Origin of the sequence: Halorubrum sp. FL23 (genome assembly GCF_052439115.2) — an archaeon.
In the GTDB taxonomy this organism is placed as follows: Archaea; Halobacteriota; Halobacteria; order Halobacteriales; family Haloferacaceae; genus Halorubrum; species Halorubrum persicum.
The window spans coordinates 39,597-62,915 of sequence record NZ_JBQVRO020000008.1 but is presented as its reverse complement, the minus strand read 5'-3'; the positions used below and the strand labels follow the sequence as shown (position 1 = coordinate 62,915).

General features: G+C 67.0%; 21 protein-coding genes. 4 read left to right on the top strand and 17 right to left on the bottom strand.

Features of this window, described 5'->3' with window-relative positions:
• The first annotated feature begins 150 nt into the window (after positions 1 to 150).
• Positions 151 to 936, top strand: coding sequence for an IclR family transcriptional regulator (locus tag ACT4MF_RS11340; RefSeq protein ID WP_444682685.1), 786 nt, complete (start codon positions 151 to 153; stop codon positions 934 to 936).
• A 777-nt stretch (positions 937 to 1,713) separates the two neighbouring features.
• Here the strand turns inward: ACT4MF_RS11340 and htpX are convergent.
• Entirely contained in the window at positions 1,714 to 2,586 is an 873-nt protein-coding gene (gene htpX / locus ACT4MF_RS11335) for a zinc metalloprotease HtpX (protein WP_099254104.1), read from the bottom strand.
• A gap of 101 nt (positions 2,587 to 2,687) precedes the next feature.
• Here htpX and ACT4MF_RS11330 point away from each other — a divergent pair, with 101 nt between their 5' ends.
• Positions 2,688 to 3,626, top strand: coding sequence for an NAD-dependent epimerase/dehydratase family protein (locus ACT4MF_RS11330; protein WP_444682684.1), 939 nt, complete (start codon positions 2,688 to 2,690; stop codon positions 3,624 to 3,626).
• 323 nt (positions 3,627 to 3,949) lie between these two features.
• On the opposite strand, the gene arlJ is transcribed toward ACT4MF_RS11330, so the two are convergent.
• From arlJ to ACT4MF_RS11275, 11 genes are all read right to left on the bottom strand, one after another.
• Positions 3,950 to 5,686, bottom strand: a complete 1,737-nt coding sequence (gene arlJ, locus ACT4MF_RS11325) for an archaellar assembly protein ArlJ/FlaJ (protein WP_099256133.1) — start codon at positions 5,684 to 5,686, stop codon at positions 3,950 to 3,952.
• 2 nt (positions 5,687 to 5,688) lie between these two features.
• The gene (gene flaI, locus ACT4MF_RS11320) at positions 5,689 to 7,362 is read right to left on the bottom strand and encodes an archaellum flagellar ATPase motor FlaI (RefSeq protein WP_099256132.1); all 1,674 of its coding nucleotides are present in this window, start codon (positions 7,360 to 7,362) and stop codon (positions 5,689 to 5,691) included.
• Positions 7,363 to 7,438: 76 nt separating this feature from the next.
• The gene (arlH, locus tag ACT4MF_RS11315; RefSeq protein WP_099256131.1) at positions 7,439 to 8,188 is read right to left on the bottom strand and encodes an archaellum protein ArlH; all 750 of its coding nucleotides are present in this window, start codon (positions 8,186 to 8,188) and stop codon (positions 7,439 to 7,441) included.
• Between the two features lies 1 nt (position 8,189).
• Entirely contained in the window at positions 8,190 to 8,687 is a 498-nt protein-coding gene (gene arlG, locus ACT4MF_RS11310; protein ID WP_099256130.1) for an archaellum stator protein ArlG, read from the bottom strand.
• Positions 8,688 to 9,149, bottom strand: coding sequence for an archaellum stator protein ArlF (gene arlF / locus ACT4MF_RS11305; RefSeq protein WP_099256129.1), 462 nt, complete (start codon positions 9,147 to 9,149; stop codon positions 8,688 to 8,690). It abuts the gene before it with no gap.
• Positions 9,139 to 10,980, bottom strand: coding sequence for a FlaD/FlaE family flagellar protein (locus tag ACT4MF_RS11300; RefSeq protein ID WP_444682683.1), 1,842 nt, complete (start codon positions 10,978 to 10,980; stop codon positions 9,139 to 9,141). Before ACT4MF_RS11300 ends, arlF begins: the two co-directional genes overlap by 11 nt.
• Before the next feature lie 117 nt (positions 10,981 to 11,097).
• Positions 11,098 to 11,616 carry a chemotaxis protein CheD gene (locus ACT4MF_RS11295; RefSeq protein WP_444682682.1) on the bottom strand — a complete coding sequence of 173 codons (519 nt, stop codon included), beginning with the start codon at positions 11,614 to 11,616 and terminating at the stop codon, positions 11,098 to 11,100.
• Positions 11,613 to 12,812 carry a chemotaxis protein CheC gene (locus tag ACT4MF_RS11290; RefSeq protein WP_444682681.1) on the bottom strand — a complete coding sequence of 400 codons (1,200 nt, stop codon included), beginning with the start codon at positions 12,810 to 12,812 and terminating at the stop codon, positions 11,613 to 11,615. The genes ACT4MF_RS11295 and ACT4MF_RS11290 overlap by 4 nt, the downstream gene beginning before the upstream one ends.
• Positions 12,812 to 13,168, bottom strand: a complete 357-nt coding sequence (gene cheY / locus ACT4MF_RS11285; protein ID WP_444682680.1) for a chemotaxis protein CheY — start codon at positions 13,166 to 13,168, stop codon at positions 12,812 to 12,814. The genes ACT4MF_RS11290 and cheY overlap by 1 nt, the downstream gene beginning before the upstream one ends.
• A 117-nt stretch (positions 13,169 to 13,285) precedes the next feature.
• Positions 13,286 to 16,978 (bottom strand): carboxypeptidase-like regulatory domain-containing protein, encoded by a 3,693-nt coding sequence (locus tag ACT4MF_RS11280; protein ID WP_444682679.1) that lies wholly within the window; start codon positions 16,976 to 16,978, stop codon positions 13,286 to 13,288.
• A gap of 89 nt (positions 16,979 to 17,067) precedes the next feature.
• Complete coding sequence (locus tag ACT4MF_RS11275) at positions 17,068 to 18,411, bottom strand: CARDB domain-containing protein (RefSeq protein ID WP_444682678.1); 1,344 nt, start codon at positions 18,409 to 18,411, stop codon at positions 17,068 to 17,070.
• Between the two features lie 334 nt (positions 18,412 to 18,745).
• Here ACT4MF_RS11275 and ACT4MF_RS11270 point away from each other — a divergent pair, with 334 nt between their 5' ends.
• Complete coding sequence (locus ACT4MF_RS11270) at positions 18,746 to 19,192, top strand: zinc-ribbon domain-containing protein (RefSeq protein WP_444682677.1); 447 nt, start codon at positions 18,746 to 18,748, stop codon at positions 19,190 to 19,192.
• A gap of 12 nt (positions 19,193 to 19,204) precedes the next feature.
• Here the strand turns inward: ACT4MF_RS11270 and ACT4MF_RS11265 are convergent, their stop codons facing one another.
• From ACT4MF_RS11265 to ACT4MF_RS11250, 4 genes are all read right to left on the bottom strand, one after another.
• Complete coding sequence (locus tag ACT4MF_RS11265) at positions 19,205 to 19,891, bottom strand: DUF7500 family protein (protein WP_444682676.1); 687 nt, start codon at positions 19,889 to 19,891, stop codon at positions 19,205 to 19,207.
• An 85-nt stretch (positions 19,892 to 19,976) separates the two neighbouring features.
• A complete protein-coding gene (locus ACT4MF_RS11260) occupies positions 19,977 to 20,657 on the bottom strand; it encodes a flagellin (RefSeq protein ID WP_444682675.1) in 681 nt (226 codons plus the stop codon).
• Positions 20,658 to 20,659: 2 nt separating this feature from the next.
• On the bottom strand, positions 20,660 to 21,238 hold the full coding sequence (locus ACT4MF_RS11255) for a flagellin (protein ID WP_444682674.1): 579 nt from the start codon (positions 21,236 to 21,238) through the stop codon (positions 20,660 to 20,662).
• 329 nt (positions 21,239 to 21,567) lie between these two features.
• Positions 21,568 to 21,906 (bottom strand): hypothetical protein, encoded by a 339-nt coding sequence (locus ACT4MF_RS11250; RefSeq protein ID WP_444682673.1) that lies wholly within the window; start codon positions 21,904 to 21,906, stop codon positions 21,568 to 21,570.
• A gap of 185 nt (positions 21,907 to 22,091) precedes the next feature.
• On the opposite strand from ACT4MF_RS11250, the gene ACT4MF_RS11245 reads away from it, so the two are divergent.
• Positions 22,092 to 22,430 (top strand): helix-turn-helix domain-containing protein, encoded by a 339-nt coding sequence (locus ACT4MF_RS11245; RefSeq protein ID WP_008847358.1) that lies wholly within the window; start codon positions 22,092 to 22,094, stop codon positions 22,428 to 22,430.
• 106 nt (positions 22,431 to 22,536) lie between these two features.
• On the opposite strand, the gene ACT4MF_RS11240 is transcribed toward ACT4MF_RS11245, so the two are convergent.
• Entirely contained in the window at positions 22,537 to 23,265 is a 729-nt protein-coding gene (locus ACT4MF_RS11240) for an RAD55 family ATPase (RefSeq protein WP_099253833.1), read from the bottom strand.
• Positions 23,266 to 23,319 lie beyond the last annotated feature (54 nt).

The window sequence follows — 23,319 nt, the reverse complement described above, 5'->3', positions numbered from 1 at the left end:
TGGGGCAGTCGGTCGCGTCTCCCCGTTTGGACGGTCGGTCGCGTGTCGACGGCGGTGCCGCCGACTCCGTTTCCCAGTAACTCTGTCGCGGTCACCGATCATCGTTCGAAATGGTCGAACACTTATTTGCCCGGAGCGAGATCATCGATTATGAACGAAACGAGGTCTGACGCCGCGGAGGGGGACGTGGACACCGTACGGACCGCCGAAACGCTGTTCGATGTCGTGCAACGACTCACCGAGAACGACGGGGCGACGCTGGCGGAGCTGGCGGAGGAGCTCGACTACGCGAAGAGCACGGTCCACCGCCACCTCCAAACGCTGGAGCAGCTCGGCTACGTCGTCCAGCGCGACGACGGCTACCACGTCGGGCTTCGGTTCCTCGAGGTCGGCGTCACCGCTCGAAGCAGTTTCCGCGGGTACGACCTAGTGCGCCAGAAGGTCGAAGAGATCGCGGAGGCCACCGGCGAGCGCGCCCAGTTCTTCGTCGAGGAGCACGGGAAGGCGGTGTACCTCGCCCGCGCCGCCGGCGATCAGGCGGTTCGCACCGACCCCGGCCTCGGTAGTCGCATCCCGCTGTACGCGGCCTCGGCGGGAAAGGCGATCCTCGCCGAGCTGCCGGAGCCCGAGCTATTCGACATGCTCGAACGCATGTCGTTCGAGCCCGTCACGGACCACACCATCACCGACCCGGACGATCTCCGCGCGGAGATCGAAGCCGGTCGGGAGCGCGGGTACTTCTTCAACAGGGAGGAGTCGCTCCGCGGGACCCACGCCGTCGGCGTCGCGATCTGCGGCCCGGACGGCGAGGTGATCGGCGGTCTCAGCGTCACCGGCCCCTCGCATCGACTGACCGGAGAGCGGTTCGAGTCCGAACTCCCCGACCTGCTGCTCGGCGCGGCGAACGAACTGGAACTCAACATCGCACACTCCTGACGCCGGATCCCGTCCGTTGCCCGGCGCGACGCGTTCGATGGTGTCGAACGGCGCGTATTCCGCGTCCGCCACACTCAGAATAACATACGTACGCCTGTTATTCTGGCCGCCACAAACTGTGACGAGCCTCAGCGGAAGATCGACTCGCGCTCGCACCCGCACATCGAACTTGCGCTGGTCAAATACGTCTAAACTGATGGTTATTGCGTACTATTTAGATTATGAGATATCTCGACAGTCCCGTTCGACCCTTTCCGCCGATCGACGGCGACGATGCACGTGTTCCTACGCTGACTCACGCTGAACTCGCGAAGAAGCACGCTAAGGCGCCTCTCGTCGGCAAGCGTCTAATTACGGTTGGGGGAGTTATCCGCTATCGATTTCTCACCGAGTGTGCTATCGGATACTCGAATTATTCCGAGCTACGGCCGCCTAAACGCCTTTCTGACTTCGATCGCCGATCGCGCCGCGATCTCCAGTGTCACTCCGATTCGATCCGAACTGCCGCCCCACATCGATAAAACTACCAAATATTTGCTATAATAACGCAGGTTTGATGTTCGATATATGCACTCTTTCTCTCTGCCGACGGGCTATCGACTCCCCTCACTGGGGCTTCCCGACGCCTCGGCGGGACGTTCGCGGGAGTAGGCGATGCGACTGCCGGCGGGGCGGGTTACTCTTTGCGGAACGCGGTCGACTGCTTCGCAGCCGGTCGGGCGCGGACACGCTCCGGCGGTCAGAGAAAAAGGTGGGAAGACGAGCGGAAAACGCCGTTCAGGCGGTCTCCATTTCGCGCTCGAGCTCGCGGAGGCGCTCGATCCGGTTCTCGGTCGACGGGTGCGTCGAGGCGATCTTGCCGACGAACCCCGCCTTGATCGGGATGATGAAGAACGCGTTCATCTCCGCCTCCTCGCGGAGGTCCTCTTTCGGGACGCGGTCCATCCGGCCGTCGATCGTCATCAGCGCGGACGCGAGCGCGCCGGGTTTCCCCGTGATGAGCGCCGCGCCGCGGTCGGCGGAGTATTCGCGGTACCGCGAGAGCGCGCGGATGAGCAGGAACGAGACGATCCAGACGAGGATCGACACGAGGATCGCGACGATGACCGGCGCGCCCTGCCTGTTGTCGCCGCTGAACAGCCACCCCCACCGCACGATGAAGAAGGCGATGGTCGAGAGGAACGACGCGATGGTCATCACCATCACGTCGCGGTTCTTGACGTGGGCGAGCTCGTGGGCGAGCACGCCGTCGAGCTCGTCGTCGTCCAGCGACCGGAGCAGTCCGGTCGTCACCGCGACGGTCGCGTTCTTCTTGTTTCGACCCGTCGCGAACGCGTTCGGCACCTGCGTGTCGGCGACGGCGACCGCCGGCTTCGGGAGGTCGGCCTGCTGGCTGAGCCGTTCGATCCGGCGGTGGAGGTCCGGATACTCCTCGGCGCTCACCTCGCGGGCGCCCATGCTCCGGAGCGCCAGCTTATCGCTGAAGAAGTACTGCGCGAACGAGAACGCGCCGAACATCGCGAGCGTAAAGAGAATCCCGACGTTGAACACCTCAATCAGGACGCCGATGAACACGACGTAGAGGGCGAAGAGCAGGAACATCGTGAACCCCATTCGTCCACGGAGTCCCCAGTCTGTCTTCCATTCCATGCACGTGAGTTACTTCTCGGTGCGTTAAAGCCTGCCGGAGCCGGGGTACGGCTCCCCGACCGCGTCGGTGCGCTTTTCTCTCGCCCCGCCGACCCAAACGCATGGAGACCGTCCTCGTCACCGGCGGCCGCGGCGCCTCCGGTCGCTGGATCGTCGACCGGCTCGCGGACGACTACGAGGTGGTCGTCGTCGACTACGACCACCCCGGACCCGACGTCGACCCGGCCCCGCACGTCTCGTTCCGCGCGGCTGACCTCGCCGACCGCGGCGAGGCGCTCGACACCGTCCACGCCGTGGACCCCGACGCGGTCGTCCACTGGGCCGCGATCCCCGTCGCCGGTACCCATCCCGACGGTCGGGTGTTCGAGACGAACGTCCACGCCGCGAAGAACGTCCTCGACGCCGCCGGCCGCGCCGACGCCCGGATCGTGCAGGCGTCGAGCGACGGCGCGTACGGCTTCTTCTTCGCCGATCCGACGCCGTTCCCGGACGAGCTTCCGATCACCGAGGGGCACCCTCTCCGGCCCGAGGACCCGTACGGCCTCTCGAAGGTGACCGCGGAGGCGGCCGCCGGCGCGGTGGCGCGTCGCGAGAGCGTCCCGGCCGTGTCGATCCGCCCGTCGTGGATCCAGTTCCCCGGCGCGTACGCCTGCCGGAGCGACGAGTACGTCGGCGACCTCGACGCCGGCGCCGGCAACTTCTGGTCGTACGTCGACGCCCGCGACGTCGCCGACCTCGTCGTCACCGCCCTCACGGGGACGGGAGGATCGGACCCGGCCGTGACGCCCGGCGCCCACGAGGCGGTCAACTGCGTTGCCGCCGACAACGCGCTCGGGCGGCCCCTGCTCGATCTGTTACGGGAGGCGTACGGCGCGGTTCCGGCAGACTGCGAAATCGACGGGAGCGCGCTCGCCGAGGGCGACGACCGGGGCGCGTACGCGATCGCGAAGGCGGAGCGGCTGTTCGGCTGGACGCCCGCGCGTTCGTGGCGCGAGGCGGCGGACGCCGAGGTCGACGAGCCGACGCTGTTCGAGCGGTAGATCGGGAGATCGTTATAAACAGGAAGTACGGTGGCGCACGCCTCCGAGCGCCTTGATAAGGGCGCGAGGAGCGCGTGCGAGGGAGCCCGCGGCCGCCAAAGGCGGCCGCGACGAGGTTGGGGAGGTGTGAGGTGCGGTGCTGTGCGGGGCGGGTGGGACTCAAAGGGGCAGTCGCGAGGGCGAAGCACGGCGACGTAAGCACTGCAGGGAGCGAACGAAGTGAGCGACTGAAGCGCGCAGCGAGCCGCGCGAGTCGTCGCGACTGGGGCTTTAGAGATGTTCACCGCAACGTCATCAGCGACCATTTATAAACGAATCACCGCCTAAATCGTCAAGATCGCGTTCACCAGCGTCCGGGTCGCGATCGCCGTCCCCGCGCCGAGCCACGTCAGCAGCACGAAGTGGATGTAGCCGTTCGCGGGGTTCCCGCCGTCGATCCGCCGGATCATCTGCGAGGAGAGCGCGGCGTTGAAGAGGACGACCGTGAGCAGCAGGTACTCGATGAGGGGGATGTCGTACGCCCCGGGGTAGACGATCTGGGCCATATCCATTTGGTCGAGGCCGAAGTCGGCGGTCAGGTCCGCCAAGATCGCGACGACCTCCAGCCCGATGAAGAAGGCGAACGTCGCCGCCGCCGTGATCCCGTACAGCAGGCCGATGAAGGTCATCGCCGCCTGCCGACGCTGCTCGCGGAGCTGGTTGACGGCGTTCATGTTCTTCGAGATCAGCTCGCCGAGCATCTTCGGGTCCCCGCCCATCTGCCGCCCGACGAGGTACATCTCGGAGAACTTCTGGATGAGGTACGACCGGGTGTCGTAGGTGAACTGCTCCCACGCGCCCTCGGTGCTGATACGCATGTTGAGCCGGCGGTAGAGCCGCTCGATCGACGGCGAGAGGGCGCCGAAGTTCTTGTCGCGCAGCGTGGTCAACACGTCCGTCGTCGTCGACTGCTTGGCGCTCTCGGTCGCGCCGAGCGCGCGGACGAAGGAGGGGAACTCCCCGTCGCGGGCCGTGATCGCCTGTTCCTCGGTGCGGAGGACGACGCCGGTGATAATGAGGGGCGATATCGGCACCGCGAGGTACAGCGGGAGCCGCACGTCGTCGAGGAAGAAGAGCAGCCCCGGGAGCCCCGGGCCGTATCCGAACATCCCGGCGGCCGTGATCCCGATGATGAGGAAGGAGAGCCCGCCGCCGATCCCGAGCGACGCCCAGAGCTTCAGGTCGCCGGGGGCGCGCTCGTCGGGGTGGAACCAGATCGGGTCGTACGGGGAGGTCGCCCGGATCATCGCGTAGAAGCCGAGCTGGACGAAGACGAAGAGGACGATGACCGCCGCCACCGTCGCGGTCGGGTCGTTCCCGGTGAGGATCGGGAGCACGATCGCGAAGACGAGGGCGAACGTCATCGAGAGGATCATCGACATGTACAGGTCCTTCATCACCTCCAGGTTCGCCAGCGAGGACTCGTACACCGTCTCGTACTTGGCTAACATGACGTCCTGCTCGGAGACGAGGAACTCCTCTAACGACTGGCCCGCCCCCATCGTGTAGCCGAGCCGGTCGAAGAAGTCGGCCATCGCGTCGGAGGGGACCTCCTCGGCCCGCCGGCGACACGCGTCGTCGAGGCTCTGGTTCCAGGTGTCGACGAGGTGGACGACGCGGCCGATCTCCTCGGCCGCGACGCCGTACTCCTCCTCTTTCGCCAGCGTCCGAAACACCTCCATGCGGTCGATGTTCGTCGTCGACAGCACGGTCATATGCGTCATCACGAGGTGGAGCTGGTTGTCGATCTGCGTCTCCAGACTGGAGAGGTAGATCTTCGGGTAGATCACCGCCGACACCACGACGAGCCCGCCGAACATCGGGATCGGAACCCGCGCGGCCAACGGCAGCGGGAGGACGAACAGCCCGACGACGCTCGCGGCGAACACGAGCACCGCCGGGATCAACACGAGCCCGACGTACTTCCGCTTCGAGATGTCGAGCTTGTCGTACGACTCCATCACGGCCGAGGTCAGCTCCGCGGCCGTCGCGAGTCCGTTGCCGACCTCCTTCACCGCCATGGCTATCTGACGTTCCGGTGCATGTCGAAGGGAAGCCCCTCGACGCCGTCGCGCTGGAAGGAGTTGATCGCGTCGTTCACCTCGTGGTAGCCCAAGATTCCCTCCTGAATCATCCGGTTTATCAGCTCCGCGCGGAACTCCAGGTCGTCGTAGATGTCACGGGTGTCGGCGTACCCCAGCAGCGTCGCGATCTGTTCCTCGAGCACGTAGGAGTTGTTCATCCCTTGGAAGACGATCTCGTCCTCGACGGGGTCCCAGCTGAACACCTCGCGGGTGACGACCCCCTCCATCTCCTTGGAGTACCCCTCGATCTCCTGGACGCTCGTCACCCGACGGAGCACGTCGTCCCCCTGCTTCACCCGGTTCTGGAACAGCGCCACGTCGGCGTTGTCCATGAACGTCTCCGGGACGTTGATCGGCTCGGAGGTGAACCGCTGGATCATCGAGACGATGTCGGACGCGTGGAACGTCAGCATCACGGGGTGGCCGGTCTGGGCCGCCTGGAACGCCATGCGCCCCTCGGCGCCACGCACCTCGCCCACGATGATGTAGTCGGGGCGCGACCGCAGCGCGGCGGCGACGAGGTCGAACATGTCCACGTCCGAGGAGCCCTCGCCGCCCCCCTCGCGGGTCAACAGCTGCTGCCAGGTGCTGTGCGGCGGGATGACCTCGGCGGTGTCCTCCGCGGTGTAGATCTTCGAGTCGTCCGGGATGTACGAGAGGATGGCGTTCAGCGTCGTCGTCTTTCCGGACGCCGTCTCCCCGACCACGAACACCGTCTGCTCGTTCTCCAGACAGAGCCAGAGGTACGCCGCCAGCTCCGGCGAGAGCGTCCCCCAGTTGGTGATCTGGTTGATCGACAGCGGCACCTCCTCGCCCTGCCGGATCGTGAGCGAGGAGCCCTTCAGCGACACGTCGTCGGAGTAGATGATGTTGATACGCGACCCGTCGGGCAGCGTGGAGTCGACGATGGGGTCGGAGTCGGAGAGCGGGTCGCCGATCCGCTCACCCATGTTGCGCAGCCAGTTGTCGAACTCCTGTGGCGTGCCGAAGTCGACGGTCGTCTCCAGCATCCCGTACGTCCCGTGGTCGACGTGGCACTCCTTGGGCCCGATGACGTGAATGTCCTCGTTGGCCGGGTCGCGCATCACCGGCTCGAGCGGGCCGAGACCGACGATGTCGCGGTTGAGGCGGTAGCGGATGTTATCGTACGTCTCCTCGGTGACCGACAGCTTCCCCATGTTGAGCACCTTCGAGAGGCTGCCGCGGAACCCCTGATTCTGCTCGTCGATGTGGGTGACCTCCTCCAACAGCTCCTCGATGAGGTCGTCGTACTCGGCCTCGCTGCCGGGGGCGCTGTGCTGGCCGCTCACCGCGAGCAGGCGGTTTTTCACCTCGTTGAGGACCTCCGCCTGCGGCCCCGAGACCTCCGGCTCGATGGCGTAGTACTTGGTGTCCTGCCCGAGGTCGCCGTAGATGTGGCTGTAGATCGGTCCGCCGACCGGATAGATGACGTTCGGGCGGTTCGACTCGTACTCGTCTTTCGGCTCCTCGATGAACTGCGGGAACTCCCCGGTGATCTGTTTGAACTCCCGCAGGTGCTCGCGGAGGTGAGGTCGTCGCATGGCGGCCTTCCGGAGCTCTTCCGACGGTTTCGCTGTGCCGTGTTCGGTCATGGTCTACTCCGTGTCTCCTGTCGGATCGGTCGCGTCCCGGCCGTCGGGACGACTGTGCGTCGGCTCGCCCATATGTCTAGGCGACGCTCCGGCTCTCGATGACGATTCCGGTTCCCGACCGGACCGAGAAGCCGATCGTGTCGCCGACCTGTTCGCCCATCCCCGCGAAGCGCTTCACGTTGATCTGGCGGCGGATGTCGCTGCCGACCTCGATCATCTCCAGCTCGAGGAACACGTCGGCGATCGACCGGAACGGGCCGATCGCGTCGTCGTCGACGGCCGAGGGGTCGACGGTGAGCACCACCACCTTCCCCTGCGAGATGATCTCCCGGAAGAAGGAGATGATCTCCAGGGCCGCCTGTCGCTCCTCGTTTTTCCGGACCAACGCCTCGAAGGTCGGGTCGTTCCGGAAGATGGCGTCGAACGTGTCGAGGAAGACGACGTCGGAGTTCCACATCGCCTCCGCGTTCATCAGGCGCTTGAGCAGCTCCTTGCGCTCGCCGTCGGTGTCGGAGAACGCCCCGCCGGAGTCGAAGTCGGCGTGGAGAAAGAGCAGTTCCTCCTGGAGGAGCGGCTTCACCATGTCGTACTCCAGCGAGTGCATCTGGTCGATGAACCCGCGGACGGTGAGCTCCGTCGACATCATCGTCACCGACGCGCCCTCCTCGACGAGCCCGTAGGCGAACCGCTGGGAGATGGCGCTTTTGCCGGCCCCGTAGTCGCCCTCCATCAGGACGATGCTGCCGCGGGGGATCCCCCCGCCGAGCTCCTTGTTCAGCCGGTCGCGCTCCCCGAGTCCGAGCGAGAGCAGATTGTCGTGTGGCATCTCAGTTGCCTCCACCCACGCGGAACTGGAACAGCTCCTCGTCACCGTTGGCGGTGACGTACACCCGGTGGTCGCCGTCGTCGAGGCCGCCGCTCGTCCCCTCGAGCGCGTTCGTGTTGATCGTGAGCCGCAACACGTCGCCCCGCCTCCACGCCGCCCCCGCGTCGGCGGACACGAGTTTGCCGTCGATCGCGCTCGGCGGGACGTACCGACCGTCGAAGACGACGTCGAGGTCCGATCCGTCGGGTGCGAGCCGATAGGTTCCGGTGTTCTTTATCAGAAGCGTCACGTTGTGCTGATCGTTGACGTTGTACACCCCCGCGCTCGCGTCGGAGATGATCGTCACGTCGGTCCGGAGCGTCTCGGTCGCGTCCAACCCGGCGTCGTCGACCGCCGCGCTCACGCGGTCGACCCCCGTGGTGATCGTCCCGACCACGCCGGCGGCGATCACGAGGCTCGCGATGAACAGGATGAGGTGAGAGACGGGGACGCTCGCCATCTACGCGCTCACCTCCGCGCTGTCGCGGACGCCCGATTCGACGACGAGGACGACGCGGGTCTCGCCGGCGACCACGTCGGTCGAGAGGTCGGCCTTGTTGACCGTGATGGTCAGCGTTTCCCCGCCGAGCCACAGCTCCGTATCGCCGTCGCCCTCGACGCTCGTGGTCGCGTTCGCTCCCCCTACGTCGACGTACTCGTTGTCGACGAGCAGCGTCGCGTCGCCCGCGACGAGGCCGAGGGAGCCGTCGTTGGTGGCGGTGACGGTGAGATTCGTGTTGTCGTACGTCGCGTTCGACACCGAAAACGCCGTGTTCTGCCGCTCGAGCGCGCGCTCGTTCATGCCGTGTTGCGCGTCGCTGACGCGGTCGAATCCGTTGGCCGCGACGGGGTAGAACGTCGTGAACGCGAAGAACAACCCCGCGACGATGATGGCCGTCGACGCCGAGACGCTAACGCCCATCGCCCCACCCTCCGTCGGCCGGGTCGGCGCGGTCGGAACGCGGGTTCGGGTCGTTCATCGGGCGCGGTGAGCTCCCGTTGCGCTCGCGCCCCTCGGAGCCGCGACGGTCGTCGTGGCCGTCTCGGCCGGCCGGCTGGTCGTCCCGCCGCCCCGCTTCGTCCCCGTGGCCGTTCTCGCTCACGCGCTGATCGCGGTCGCCGCCGCGCTCCTCGCGTCGACCGTTGCGGCGGTCGGGCGCGCGGCGGTCGCGTCCGCCCTCGCGCCGACCGTGCCCTCCGCGTCCCCCGCGGCCCGAACCGGCCCGCGGCGGACCGCCGCCGACCAGCGAGCCGCCGGCGAGGTCGTCCCAGCGGTCGAGCAGCAGCAGGTGACCGCTCGTCCCGTTGAGCTGGGTCACGTATCGGAGGCTGCGCGTGTGGTGTTCGCGGACCAGTCGGTCGGTCCCCGGCCGGTCGACGAGGTTGCGGTCGATCGTGCCGAAGCCGGAGAGGAAGTCGCGAAGGCGCGCGGCCGCGTCGGGGCCGACCCACTCGATGCGCTCGTAGTAGTTGATCGCGCGCACCGCGTCGGTGACGTCGCTCTCGGAGACGAGGAACTCCAGCCACTCCATCACGAGGAGGTCGCCGACGTAGTCGCCGGGGAGCTCCGTGAGGTACGGCTTGCCGCGGGTTCCCGAGAGGTCGTCCTGCTGGACGTACTCGAAGCCGCCGCCGTTCGCCTCGGCGGGGTCGCCGCCGGGTTGCCGGCCGCGCGAGCGATCGGGTTCCGGCTCCGGCTCGGGTTCCGGCTCCGGCTCGTGCCCGTTCGTCGCCGGGCCGTCGTCGACGGGCTCGTCGTCGAACGAGTCCATCCCGTCGTCGAAGGCGTCGACGCCGTCGTCGGGCTCGTCGTCGAAGGGATCCGCCTCGTCGCCGAGCTCCTCGTCGAACGAGTCGCCCCCGTCGTCGAACGGGTCGTCGTCCGCGCCCGCGTCCGTTTCGGCGCCGTCCTCGTCGGCCCAGTCGGCCTCCCCGGCGTCGTACTCCTCTTTCAGCTCGCTGAAGCTCTTTCCATCGTCGTTCATGTCGTCACCGTCGTCCGCCGCCGCGGTCTCGGACGCGGCGTCGGCGGGGTCGCCGTCGTCCGTGTGCTCGTCGCCCGGTTCCTCGTCCAGCTCGGCGAACTCGTCGTCGTCCTCGAAATCGTCGTCGAGCAGGTCGTCGTCGAAGAACCCGTCTGCGTCCGCGTTCGCGACGTCGTCGTCGAGGTCGTCGTCGCCCGCGTCCTCGCCCTCCTCGTCGTCGAAGAGGCCGAACGAGCCCTCACCGCCGCCGTCGACGCCGTCGAAGCCGCTGGAGTCGTCGACGAACGGGTTGATACCGCGGGTGACCATCTCGTAGATGTCGAGGAGGTTCCGCACGTCCTCCTCGATGTCGTCGACGGCGGTCGATATCTCTTCGTTCTCCGAGCGGACCGTCGAGACGGTCGACGAGAGCGAGGCGACTTCGTTCTCCAGGTCGTCGAGCCGCTTCTCCAGTTCGTCGGTGTCGGCGCCGGCGCCGCCACCGCCGCCGTCGTCGAACTCGTCGTCCCACTCGTCCATCCCGTCGAACTCGTCGAAGTCGTCGCCGCCCATTCCGCCGCCACCGCCGCCGCCCATTCCACCCATTCCGCCGCCACCGCCCATCCCGCCGCCGAAGGGATCGTCGTCGCCGCCCATGCCTCCGGAATCGTCGTCGTCGGAGCCGTCATCGTCGAGAAATCTGTCGAGGACGCTCGCACCGACGAGCCCCAGCGTGGCGACTATCCATGCGGCGGCCGGAGCTCCCCACACCGGTAGTTCGAGGCCCATTACCGAATACCACCCCCAGAACACACTTCAATTCACCCCTCAAAATATCAGCTGTGAGAAGACACCGCCACAACGAAGCTCCGGCGACGCTTTCCCGGCGGTTTCCGGATGGACTCCTCAAAGCGTCCGTTCGAACCCGTCGGCCGCCCGGACCACCAGCCGCCCGTCGGCCCTGAACCGGACGGTCCGCCCGACGTCGTCGCCGACGGCGCGTTCGACCACCGGAATCCCGGCCGCGTCGAGGCACTGCTCGGCGCGCGCGACGTTCCGTGGCCCGATCGCGTCCGTCAGATCGAGCATCTCCGCGCCGCCGGCGACGCGCGCCTCGAGCCGACGGGGCGACGCGCCCGCGGCCTCCAGCTCCTCGATCAGCCTCTTGATGCCGGTGTCGACGTACTTGCCCGGCCGCTCGATGCCGGTCTCGGACTCGGTGCCGTTCGGCAGCATCGCGTGTAACAGCCCCCGAACGCCGGTCGACCCGTCGACGAGCGCCACGGCGACGCACGAGCCGAGGCCGCTCGTCGTCAGCGTTTCCCCGTCGGTCGCGACTGACAGGTCGCTGACGCCGACCTTGATCCGCCCCGAGTCACGTTCCCGAGAGAGCTCTCCCCCGCGGGACGACCGGTGGTGGCTCACGACTCGGAGAGACGGTCGAGCGCCCGCGCCAGTTCGCGCTCGTCCGGGAGGGCGTACACGTCACACCGGGTCTGGACACCCTCCGTCTGGATCGCGGCGTCGATCACGAACCCGTAGTCCTGCCGTCGACTCAGCTTGGCGACCAGCGGACTGATCGTGGCCGAGCCGATGTCGTGGACGAACTCCGGCGGCGAGTGGCTGATCGAGGTGCCGAGCACGTTCGCCCAGCCGTCGATGAACCCGCTCGTCATCACGTTCCCGAGCTCGCAGAGCGCGTTCTCGGCCATCCCACCGAGCGGCTCGTCCGGCTCGCTGGGGAGCATCGAGGCCGCGATCTTCGCCGCGGACTCCTCCTCGAAGAGGATCGCGAGGTAGCCGCTCGGCTCCCCCTGAAGCTCGAAGACGGTCCCCGCGTGCGGCTCGACGCCGACCTCGGCTGGCACGTCCGCCAGCGGGACGAACCGCAGCCGGCTCACGTCGACGTTCGTGTCGAGCCCGGTCATCATCGCGATGTTGTCGGCGGCGTTCGCGGAGCCCCGCTTCGCCAGCGACGCGAACGTCGACAGCGACTCGTACGGGACCGCGGTGCTGTCGGTGCCGTCGTTCCCCGCCCCACCGTCGGCGCCCGGCGCCGCGGCCGGCGCGGTCTTGCCCACGACGAGGTCGCGGAACTGCCCGGAGTCGGGGAGCATGTAGATCGAGAAGTCGAGATCCGTCGTCGTCGCGTCCAGCCGGCTCTCGAAGAGGAACACGCCGTCGCCGGCGAGCGCTCCGTCGGGGAGGACGGCGGCGCCGTCGGCCTCGAAGTACCGGGGCGGCGTCATGTCGATCGCCTTCCCGAGGTAGTTCGCCCACCCGTCGAGGAAGCCGCCGAGCGCGATGTTCCCGACCTCCGTCACCGCGCTCCGCCCCATCGACGACCCGCCCGGTAACAGCGAGAGCAGGGCGTCGACGTTGTCCGCGTCGAACGCGAGCACCGCCTCGCCTTCCAGCCCGCCGCGAAGCCCGACGCTCACGCCGATCGACTCGCGGCCGGCGAACGCCTCTGCGAGGTCTTCGCCGCTGGCGACGCTGGCACCCGTGACCTCCACGGAGAGGTCCGTGCCCGTCAGGTCGGTGAGCGCGCCGGCGGCCTGTCCGGCCCCCCGCTCCGCCAACCGGTTGCAGGCGCCGAGCGCCCGAACGTCGACGCGCATTATACCGCCGATCCGATGGCGTCGAGCACGTTCGGCTTCTGGAACGGCTTCGTGATGTACCCCTCAGCGCCGGCCTTGATCGCCGCCTTCATCTTCTCCTCCTGCCCGACGCTGGTGCACATGATCACCGTCGCCTCCGGGTTCTCCTCGAGGATCTCCGTCGTCGCCTCGATACCGTCCCGGATCGGCATCACGATGTCCATCATCACGAGGTCGGGCCCGTATTCATCGTACATGTTGACCGCTTCCACGCCGTTTTCGGCCTCGCCGACGATCTCGAACTCCCCTTCGAGGATCTCCCGGAGCAGGTTCCGCATGAACTCCGAGTCGTCCGCGATAAGTACGCGCGTAGCCATGGTTACCTGGAAGGGGGGACAGCGTTCACTTAACGACTCCCCCGCGGTTCTCAGCGATGAGAACGGATGGCGGACGGATCGCGTGCGGGGAGGCCGATCACGCTCACTGTCCGACGGTCACACCCAGTGCCCGAGGAGGTAGGTCGCCCCGACGAGCACCGTCCCGCCGAACGTTTCCCGCGTCCCGATGCCGAAGGGGAGGAACGTCGCCGGCGCGTCGTCGCCGTCCGGACCGTCCTCACCGCCGTTCGAGTCGTCCCCGGCGTCGGGCTCCGAGTCCGTTGCGTCCCCGTCGTCCGGAGACGCGCTCACCGTCTGGGCGGTTTCGTTGTCCCGATCGCTCATGGTGACGTTCTCGCTGTCTCCCTCCGTGACGGTCAGCCGCCCGGTTTCCTCGTCGTTGTCGGTCCGGAGGGCGTATTCGTACTGGCCCGGAGGGAGGACGACGAACCGGTCGGAGAGGTCGAGCGTCGTCGACTCCGTGCTGTCGAGCGTCGTCGATGTCTCCGTCACGGTCTCGCCGTCGATGGCGAACTCGACCATCTGCCGGTCGGCGATCTCGCCCGTGTTGGTGACCTCGCCCGCTATCGAGTCCAAGCGCTCGCCCTGGGCGACCGTCGTCTCCGCCGTGAGGTTGCTGACCTCGAAGTAGGCCGGATCGTCGAGGTCGTCGACCACGATCGCGCCGCGTTTGTCCAGCAGCCTGTTCCCGACGAGCCGTTCGGGAGTGTAGAACTCGACCTCGACGCGTTCGCCCGGCTCCAGCTCGGAGAAGTCGTGAACGACCTCGAAGCCCCCGTCCTCGTCGATGGTGACGTCTTCGACGGTGATCGTCGTCGGTTCGGGGCGATCGCTCGCGATCAGCTGGACCGTGACGTCCGAGTTGGGAGCGATGTTCGTGTTGCCGGCGATCACTCCGTCTTGGCTCGACGGGACCATCAGCTCCCTGTCGAGACCCGTCTGCCGGTACTCGACGTACGGGGCCTCGAAGACGAACGAGTCGTTCGTCCGCACCGTCGTGTCGGCGTCGCCGAAGTACGGGTAGTGTTCGAGTCCGTTGGTCTCCTCGACGGCCGGGTCGAACGGGGCAGGCCGCTCTCCGTCGGCGAGCGAGTAGTCCTCGAACTGATACCGTTCGTCTTCGGGGGACTCGTACGCCATCTCGAAGGCGAGCTCGTCGCCGTCGCGGGGCTGGTTGTCGAACGGGTCCGACCCGCGGGTGTCGATCACGAAGTAGAGACCGCCGACGACGGGGTCGTCGCCGACGGCGTCGCCGTTCTCCCACTGGAACGCGCTGTCGTCCGGGAGTATGTAGAGGTCGCTGCTGGCGACGTCGGTGAACCGAAGCGTTGATCCCGGGTTGTTGGGTGCGCCGAGCGCCCGGTGCGTGAGCTCCGCGTGGACGCCCTCGTGGCGTTCGAGCAGCGTCGCGAACTGCTCGGTGTCGATGTTTCCGGGGGCGCCCTCCCCGGAGTCGGCGTTCTCGTTGATTGCGGGGTGTTCGGTGTCGCCCGCCAGAAGCGCGCCGAAGGTCCCGCTCCCGCGGACCTCGACGAGGATCCGGTCGCCGCGAGCGATCGTGTCGGTCTCGGTGGCGTCGGCGCGGAGCGCCCCGATGTCGCCGAGCCCCATCGGTCCCGACTCCTCGTCGAACCGGTCCAGTCGATCGGCAGGACCGGGCGGGAGGACGTACGTGTTCACCTCGCCGAGCTCCGGCTGCGTGAGGACGAGGTTCGACCGGTCGACCGGGTGCCGGAAACCGGGGACGTCGTCGTCGCGGAGCATCACGGTTCCGGTCGCGCCGGCGACGAGGCGGTATCGGCCGGCCTGAATGGGGCTCCCGCGCGCGGTGAGTCCGACCTCGTCGCGGAACTCGGCGAGCGTGTCCGCCACCTCGGTGCCGCGGTGGTTCTGGAACGTCACGTCGGAGAACGTCCCCTCCGGGTCCACGCCCTCGGCGTCCGGATCGCTCGCGGCGCCGATGCTGTGCGCGTAGCTCGTCACGTCGCCGTCGGAGACCGGGATGTACACGTCCTCGGAGGGCGCGTCGGTCCCGACGAGGCGGGTGTTGATCACGAACGACGCGTCGCCGGTCACGTGCAGGACGTCGAGGTGGTTCTGGAGGCTTTGCTCCCCCGCCTCCCGGTCGCCGCCGACGAGGAGGTACGCCTCGTCGAGCGAGTCGTCCATCGTGACGTCGACCACGACGAAGTCGCCTGCGGGCGACTGGTACCGGTCCTGCGAGAACTCGACGGTGCCGCTCTCGAAGACGTTCGACACCGCGAACGACGACGAGGCGTTCTCGCCGAGGGCGCTGACTTCGGCGGTGTAGTCGCCGTCGTCGATCTCGCTTCGGGGCGGCAACTGGAACGTCTCCGTGTACGGCGAGTCGGGCTCGTGGCCGACGGTCACCGTCCTGTCGTCGATCGTCGACGACGCCCCCTCGACCGCGACGTTCACCTCGTCTTCCACTTCCTCGTCGAACGTGTACTGGACGGTCACCGTCTCCGTGGCCTGTCCGAGGTCCGTCCACACGTCGTCCACCGACAGCCGCACGTCGGTCGCGCGGGGCAGGTCGAAGTCCCGTTCGGTCTCCGGCTCTCCGGTCCGCCCGACCTCCACGAGATGCTCCCGGCTCTCGTAGTCGGCGTGCTCCGCGACGATCGTGTGCGTCCCGAACGGGACGTCCGAGAGCTGGTACCGCCCGTCCGGGCCGGTGGTCGCGGTGCGGTCCACGCTGCCCTCGATCCGGACCGACACGTTGTACAGCCCGTTCCCGTCCCGGTCGGTGACGCGTCCCGCGATGTCGTTGTCCACGTGGACGAGACCGAAGTTCTGCGTCACCCCGTTCTCGCTAGGGATCGACAGCGACGCCGTCTCCGTCTGGAACGTGTCGGCGGCGGCCTTGACCTCGCGCTGCCCGCCGGTCGTCGTCGAGGGGACCTCGGGTATCTCGTAGCTCCCGTCCGCATCGGTTTCTGTCGTCAGATCGCCCTGACCGATGCCGGGCCAGATGGCGGTGTCCGCGTCGACGGACACCGTCGCGCCCGCGATCGGTTCCCCCTCCGTGTTGGTGACCGTTCCGTCGACGGTCGTGAGAGCGGGAGCCAGATCGACGTTTCGGGTGGCCGTCCCGTCGTCCAGGACCGTCGCCTCCCCCTCTCCCGGTTCGAACCCGTCCTGGGTCGCGGTGACCGTGACGTCTCCGGTCGGGATATCGATCGTGTACCGGCCGTTGTCGCGGGTCTCGGTCGCGATCACGGACTCGCCGTTCTGGTTGGTCTCGACGCGCCAGTCGTACTCTCCAGCGGTGGCTTCCAGTATCTCTCGGTCCGTCCCGTTGTGGTGTCGGACCGTGACGGTGACCCCGGGAAGCGTCTCTCCCCCCATCGGACCGAACTCGCCCTCGATCGTTCCAGTCACCGTTCCCGTCTTCCGCGTCAGGGTGACGTCTTCCCTCACCGGGGAGTTCGTCGTCGACACCGCGACATCGGTGCCCAGCTCCTCGTACTTGTCGTGGGTCACCACCAGCCGCTGTTCGTCGTACGGAACGCCGTCGATCGCGTAGCTCCCGTTTTCGGCGGTCGTGTTCGTCAGGTCCGGGTGGCCGTCGACCGTCACCGTCGCGCCCGCGATCGGCTCGGCGGCGGCGTTGGTGACGGTCCCCTCGACGGTGCCGTTGGCGCCGGACTGCGCCGCGCCCGACGGGACGGACACCGCCAGGCCGACGGTACAGCACAACAGCAGTCCAACGACCAGCAGGCGGCGGCGGGGACCGGGGGCGCCGACGGTCGACGTGACGAGATCCATCGGATACGGCGAGGTATCGAACGAGAGAATTTAACATATCGGGTGCAGTTCTCGCCCGCTATAATCGGAGCGGCCGAATTTCCCGACCCTCAGCGACGCCGCCACGCGACGACGCCGGCCCCGGACAGGATGGTGAGCAGCGCTCCCGTGCCCAGCCGGAGGTCGACGTCGATCGCCATGGGGCCGTCGCCGTCGTCGCTGCCGTCCCCGTCGCCCTCGTCGTCATCCTCGTCGCTCTCGTCGTCACCGTCCGACTCGTCGCCGTCCGACGCGCCGTCGGAGCCGTTCGGGTCAGTCACCGTGACCGTCCCGTTCGCCGAGTCGCCGTCGGTATCGACGACGAACTTGTACTCTCCGGGCTCGGTCGGCGCCGAGAGGGTCGTGGAGACGGTGGTCGACGCGCCGCCGGAGAGAGACGGTTCGATCGCGGTCTCCGCCCCGTCACCGAACCGGAACGTCACGGCCCGCTCGCTCGTCGCACTCCACCGGTTCCGGACCGTGGCGGAGAGCGTCACGGTCGAGCCCGGGTCGACCGATCCCGGCGCGGTGACGTCGGTTATCTCGAACGGACCGGTCTCGATGCCGCGCGCCGATATCTCCGCGGTGTCCGTGACGCCCGTGTCGGACACTTCGACGCTGACGGCGCGGGGGATCGAGTCGGCCTCGCCGAAGTCCGATCGGAGCCGCCCGTCGGCGAACCCGCGCAGGACGATCACGTCGGCGTCGGCGTACATCCCGTAGCCGTCGGCGCGGCGTTCGATCGGCGGCCGGTCGGCGTGCGGTGCGTTACGGTCTCTGAGCAGGCGATCGCGGATGAACGCCGACTCCAGTTCGTCGAACGTCAGGCCCGGAGCGGTGACGTTCACGTTGTATCGGGCGCGGTTGGATGTCAGCTCCAGTTCGAGGTCCGTCTCGACGGTCCCGTTACCGGTGCCGCTCCCCACCAACCGCGCGTCGAGCGTCTGTACGAGCACCTCGAACGGTGCCGCCGCCTCCACGTCGGTGGTTCCAGCGATCGTCCCGTTGTCGACCACGACCGCCTTTGTCCGCTGTCCCGCCGGGACGAGGACGTACGTCCCGCTGAGCGCCGCCGTGTCTATCCGCACCGGACCGTCGACCTCGAACTCGCGGACGAGCGTCCCCGGTTCGTCGATCTCTTGGTCGTACTCCCGGAGGTGCAACCGGTCGCCCTCGACGGTCTCGTTCGGATCGTCGAACGCGACCGTCTGTCCCTGCCAGAACGTCCCGCCCGAGCGGAGGTTCCGGTCCGCGTCGTCGACCGTGTGGAAGCCGTCCGCACCCGCCGCGTGGAGAGGCGCCGTCCCGTCGGCGCGGTCGAGTCCGTGGCCCGCCGCTGCGCCGGTCCCCGAGGCGAGGACGCACAGCACGACCAGCAGCAAGGGGAGCGGCGCTCCGTCGGCGCGTTCAGACATGGTCGTGCGATCGAGAGCGGGCGCCCCGCCGCGCGCCGGAGTTCCGACTGGGCGCGGTCACGGTCCGAGAGTCCGGGCGTTCGGTCCGAAGGGACGGGAACCGGTCGGACGGGTCAGACCCGTTGTCGCCGCTCGCTTCGCGAGGTCGATACCGCTGCAGCGGGTCCATCTGCGTCGACGTGCGGGAGTGACGGATTAAAACGTACGCCTTCGAATATTACGGTTGATAACCGGTTCGAGCCGGCGGGGTTGGGAGAGGGAACCCGAAAGTCGGGGACGGGTGGGCGACGTTCTTCGGAAGAATTAATCCGGGCCGTCTGCCGTACACACTACGATGAAGACCTGTCCTCGGTGCGACTCGTCGCTCGACGACGGGGCCCGTTACTGCGTCGAGTGCGGCGCCCCGCAGACGGAGGACGCCGCGGATGAGCTCGACGAGTACGTGCAGCGGCAGGCCCAGCAGGTCGCGGCCGAGTCCGAGGGCGGCGCCGACGGCGACGACGACGGCGGGTCGGGCTTCGTCCCGACGGAGGACCTCACCGACCGCGAGCAGCTCTGGCGCCGCGGGTGTTACGTCCTCGGGTACGGGACGATCGTCGTCGCGCTCACGTTCGTCCCGCGTCCGGGGGCTTTCCCCCTAATCTTCGGCGGGATCGCGATCCTGCCGCCGATCCGTCGCCTGACCGCCGAGCCCCTCGGGAGCCCGCTGAAACGCGAGGTGATGGTCGGGCTGTACGCGGTGTTCGCGCTGCTCGGCGCCGCGCTGCTCCTCGCGTTGTGACGCCCGGTCCGGTCACTCGATCCGGAAGCCGCCGGCCTCTTCCGCCGCGCGCACGAGGTCGCCGATACTGTCGCTCGCCGTCAGCCCCTGGCTCGCCGCGAACCGCTTGATCGCCACCGGCGGCACGTCGGCGGTCGTCTCGCTCGCGACGAGCAGGAGCCCGAGCGCCTCCGGCGTCGGCGAACTCGGGCCCGCGTTCGACGCGAACCACGACACCAGCGAGTCGAACGTCGCCGTCACGTCGTTCGAGACCATCCGCTGGCGGGTGGTGTCGCCGTCGACGTGGAGCGTCGCGTCGATCCCGTAGGTGAACCCGTCGTCGTCGAAGGAGGACGCCAGCCACCGGCTCACCGACTGGCGATCGACTTCGGGAGCGGCGTGACCGCTCTGCGCGCGGTCGGTGGGAGCGCTTCTCCGCGGCTGGCCGGCTCCGCCACCGGCCCTTCCGCCCTCCGGCCCGCCGCCCGGATCCGGCGGTCGCCGCTCCGCCGGGTTCGCCGGATCCGCGGACGTGAAGCCGGTCTCGTCGGAGGGAGACCGGTCCGGCTGCGACCGACGGACGTTCGGCCGGCCGTTCGTCCCGACGACGTACCGCCCCTCACCGATCTCGACGACGTTCTCGTCGTCGGTGAAGTCGAGCTCGTCGGGATCGGCCGGCGTCGCGTCCGAGTCAGCCGGCGGTGCCTCGTGGTCACTCATGGCGTAGTCGTGGAGACGCGAGAAAATAGGTGTTCCGGGCGGACGGATCCGCCGGGACAGCAGTTAGGGGGCTATTCGAAGCTCGTTAGAGCTTGACCGCTTCGCCCTCGTTGCTGAACAGGTCGGGCGCGGTGAGTTCGACGGATGTCGTCGCACCGGACGGCGAGACGATGTCGAGCGACGAGGTCTCGCTCTCGCCGAACGGATTGTTAGCGGAGCTGTTTCCGAGCGGCTCCTTATTTGTATTGAGCACGACCGTGAACGAGTTGCTCGAGTTGAGGACCGCCTTATCAGCGCCGATGAATTCTCCACTACTGTTTTGGACGCCAAATGTGTCATCGCTAATGTCGCTCACGCCCGGGTCACTGTTTTCGGTGATGGTGTCGTCAAAGGTCAGCGTCCGCTGCCCGTTCGGACCGACGGCCTGAATGGTCGTCTTGTTCAGATCGATCTGGTCAGCGCCGGCAGCACCCGCGACCCCGATCCGGATCTGGGAGAGGTTCTGCGGGTTGTCACCGATATTCTGACCGTATGCTGTGGTACCTTCACTGTCTTCGACGACACCGATCGTACTCGTCACGTCGATGCGCTCGGAGACGAGGTCCGTACTCTCTTGACCCGTTGCCTCTGCCTGCGACTGGAGGAACCCGGCTGTGTTGATCAGGACGCCGGCGGCGATCGCCGCCACCAGCACCATCGCGATGAACACGATGAGGGTTCCGATCCCCACCTGACCGCGCTCCTCGTTTGTGATTGCTTCGAACATTGTTATAGCCTCACGGAGTCCTGTTCAGCCGTTAGCGTAGTCGGGACGCGGATCTCCTTCGTCGTCGAGGCACCCGACGCCGTCGTGAACGTGACGGTGAGGTCCTCGCCCGAACTGAGCTTGTTGTAATTGGAGAAGTCACCGGGGTCAGAGAAATTCACGGTGACCGCGGCGCGATCGCTGTTGTCGGTGAGAACGTTGTTGTTAACGTCGAGGATATCCTCCGTGTAGAGGTTACTTATCTGAGTATTGTTCTGCCCTTGCTGACCAATAACTTGGATCGTGGTCTCGTCTAAGTCGACGTTTCCGGCACCGGGAGCCTTGGCCATAACGAAGGTAACGTTGTGGATACCGGACCCGTCATCGGACACGTTCCCGGAGGTACTCACGACCTGCAGCCGATCGCTCACCTGACTCGTACTCTCTTCACCTGTCGCCTCCGCCTGTGTCTGAAGGAACCCGGCCGTGTTGATCAGAACGCCGGCGGCGATCGCCGCCACCAGCACCATCGCGATGAACACGATGAGGGTCCCGATCCCCACTTGACCGCGCTCTTCCTCGTCCAGTAGTGTTTCGAACATTGTGTGTTGCGTTGGCCCCCGGCCTGCCCGGCGGGCGTTATCGCTATGGAGTAGGATTTCCCTATTAAAGACTCCGTGCCGATTATTCAAGTTGATAAGGGACCGCAGTCATGCGATTTTTGGCTTATATTCAGAAGTCTAATTTCTGAATAGTTCAACGACATCGAGATGGGATTATCGTTGCTGGATCTGGGAGTACTCCGCCTGAGCGACCCGATCAGGGGCGATCGGCGGCACGGCTCTGACGCGAGCGGGCGTGAGCGTCGAAGAATTCTTACTGCGTCGACCGGTTTCGGTGTCGATCGCGGCGCCTGTGCGCCTGCGCCGCCTCAGCGGTCCTGAATCCGTGTCAGCTCCGAGTCGGGGATCACGAACTCCTGGGTGCCGGGCTCGTACACCGCGAGGCTCCCGGCGACCAGCGCCATCGATCCCGCGATCAGGCCGGTGTTGACGAGGAGCAGCGCCTGCGGGTTCGCGAAGGAGGTCCGGAAAGCGGCGACGGGCGTCGCCACGGCGGCGAGGACGATGAGGCCGAATCCGACTGCGAGATACGCCATCGCTGTCCGCCCCGACGACCGGTACGCGGAGATCGCGAACGCGAGCAGCGTCGCGCTCGCCCCCGCCAACACGGTGGTCGTCACGAGATACAACCCCTCGATAAGTTCCATACACGCTGTGGCCGGAGTCGGGGTATAAATCTACGGTGGCGACTATCACCGGCGATAACACCGGTGAATAGCCAGGGTCGAGCTAACCCCCGCTACGGCGACCGACGCGCCGCCGAACCGGATTCTCAAACCGTGTCGATCACCGGCACCCTTTTACCTTCCAAGAATCAACAACGATAACGTGAATGGTGGGGGACGATCTGATCACGGTGCTCGGCAACAAGTACAACACGGACATCCTGACGGCGACCGGCGACGCGATGTCCGCGCAGGACCTGAGCGACGAGCTTGACGTGCCGATCGCGACGTGTTACCGTCGGATCAACGAACTGGAGGAGGCCGACCTCTTGGAGCTCCACGACCGACCGCTCTCGGACGAGCACCGTCGGGTGAAGGTGTACCGCCGGAAGGTCGACGGAGTCGAGGTCGACTTCCGCGACGGGCTCACCGTCGAGGTCGAGGAGCGCTCCGCGGTGAAGAACCGACTCGACGACGTGTGGCGCGACCTCTCCTCTGGACAGTAACGGTTCGCACTCGTTCCCGCGACGCCGTCTCCGTCCCTGATCCGCCCTCTCGTCCGCTTCGTCCCTGATCCGTCCTCCTGTTCGCCTGTCGCTTTTTCGCCGGGCGTTAGAACGACGGCTCGTCCGACCGTCCCATCATCGAGAACCCGCCGGCTCGCTCGTGGACGGTGATCCCCCCCTCGCCGATCTCCATCGGGAAGATGTCGGTGTCGATGTCCTGCTTCCGCATCTTGGCAACCCACACGTAGCGGTTGACCCCGGAGTCGGTCGGCGTCTGGATGAAGTAGATGTTCCCGTCGGTGAGGAAGTTCTCCAATCCGACTTCGGTGTCCGGGAACACAGCGCCCTGTTCGTTGATGAGCAGCGAGGTGAGGCCGTTGGCCTTGAGGATGTCGGAGAACTTCAGGAGGTACGTCCGCTTCTCCTGTTCGGCGTCGAAGAAGAGCTGGAACATCGACAGCGAGTCGAGCACCAGTCGGTCGAAGTCGCCGTCCTCGATCGTGTCGAGGAGTTTGTCGACCGCCGTCGAGAAGTCGGTCTCCCGCAGCATCTCGCGTTTGTCGAGGATGACGATGTCGCCGCTGTCGACGAGGTCGCCGAATCCCTCCAGGCCGATCGACTCCGCGGCGCCGCGGATGTCCGCTTCGTCCTCCTCGAAGGAGACGTACACGCCGCGTTCGTCGTGTTCGGTGACGCCGTGGTGAAGGTACTGGATCCCGAAGATACTCTTGCCGGTACCGGGGTTTCCGGAGACGAGGACCGTCGACCGCTCCGTGATTCCGCCGGAGAGGATCGAGTCGAGCCCCTCGACCCCGGTCGAGACGAGTTCTGACATTCGTCCCTCCTTTGGCGACGGGAGTACATAAAAGACGATCCGACGGACCGGCCG

Bases quoted from the DNA above. Each gene is read 5' to 3' on its own strand.
- ACT4MF_RS11340 (WP_444682685.1), top strand. From the start codon at position 151: ATGAACGAAACGAGGTCTGACGCCGCGGAGGGGGACGTGGACACCGTA.
- htpX (WP_099254104.1), bottom strand. From the start codon at position 2,586: ATGGAATGGAAGACAGACTGGGGACTCCGTGGACGAATGGGGTTCACG.
- ACT4MF_RS11330 (WP_444682684.1), top strand. From the start codon at position 2,688: ATGGAGACCGTCCTCGTCACCGGCGGCCGCGGCGCCTCCGGTCGCTGG.
- arlJ (WP_099256133.1), bottom strand. From the start codon at position 5,686: ATGGCGGTGAAGGAGGTCGGCAACGGACTCGCGACGGCCGCGGAGCTG.
- flaI (WP_099256132.1), bottom strand. From the start codon at position 7,362: ATGACCGAACACGGCACAGCGAAACCGTCGGAAGAGCTCCGGAAGGCC.
- arlH (WP_099256131.1), bottom strand. From the start codon at position 8,188: ATGCCACACGACAATCTGCTCTCGCTCGGACTCGGGGAGCGCGACCGG.
- arlG (WP_099256130.1), bottom strand. From the start codon at position 8,687: ATGGCGAGCGTCCCCGTCTCTCACCTCATCCTGTTCATCGCGAGCCTC.
- arlF (WP_099256129.1), bottom strand. From the start codon at position 9,149: ATGGGCGTTAGCGTCTCGGCGTCGACGGCCATCATCGTCGCGGGGTTG.
- ACT4MF_RS11300 (WP_444682683.1), bottom strand. From the start codon at position 10,980: ATGGGCCTCGAACTACCGGTGTGGGGAGCTCCGGCCGCCGCATGGATA.
- ACT4MF_RS11290 (WP_444682681.1), bottom strand. From the start codon at position 12,812: ATGCGCGTCGACGTTCGGGCGCTCGGCGCCTGCAACCGGTTGGCGGAG.
- cheY (WP_444682680.1), bottom strand. From the start codon at position 13,168: ATGGCTACGCGCGTACTTATCGCGGACGACTCGGAGTTCATGCGGAAC.
- ACT4MF_RS11280 (WP_444682679.1), bottom strand. From the start codon at position 16,978: ATGGATCTCGTCACGTCGACCGTCGGCGCCCCCGGTCCCCGCCGCCGC.
- ACT4MF_RS11275 (WP_444682678.1), bottom strand. From the start codon at position 18,411: ATGTCTGAACGCGCCGACGGAGCGCCGCTCCCCTTGCTGCTGGTCGTG.
- ACT4MF_RS11270 (WP_444682677.1), top strand. From the start codon at position 18,746: ATGAAGACCTGTCCTCGGTGCGACTCGTCGCTCGACGACGGGGCCCGT.
- ACT4MF_RS11265 (WP_444682676.1), bottom strand. From the start codon at position 19,891: ATGAGTGACCACGAGGCACCGCCGGCTGACTCGGACGCGACGCCGGCC.
- ACT4MF_RS11260 (WP_444682675.1), bottom strand. From the start codon at position 20,657: ATGTTCGAAGCAATCACAAACGAGGAGCGCGGTCAGGTGGGGATCGGA.
- ACT4MF_RS11255 (WP_444682674.1), bottom strand. From the start codon at position 21,238: ATGTTCGAAACACTACTGGACGAGGAAGAGCGCGGTCAAGTGGGGATC.
- ACT4MF_RS11250 (WP_444682673.1), bottom strand. From the start codon at position 21,906: ATGGAACTTATCGAGGGGTTGTATCTCGTGACGACCACCGTGTTGGCG.
- ACT4MF_RS11245 (WP_008847358.1), top strand. From the start codon at position 22,092: ATGGTGGGGGACGATCTGATCACGGTGCTCGGCAACAAGTACAACACG.
- ACT4MF_RS11240 (WP_099253833.1), bottom strand. From the start codon at position 23,265: ATGTCAGAACTCGTCTCGACCGGGGTCGAGGGGCTCGACTCGATCCTC.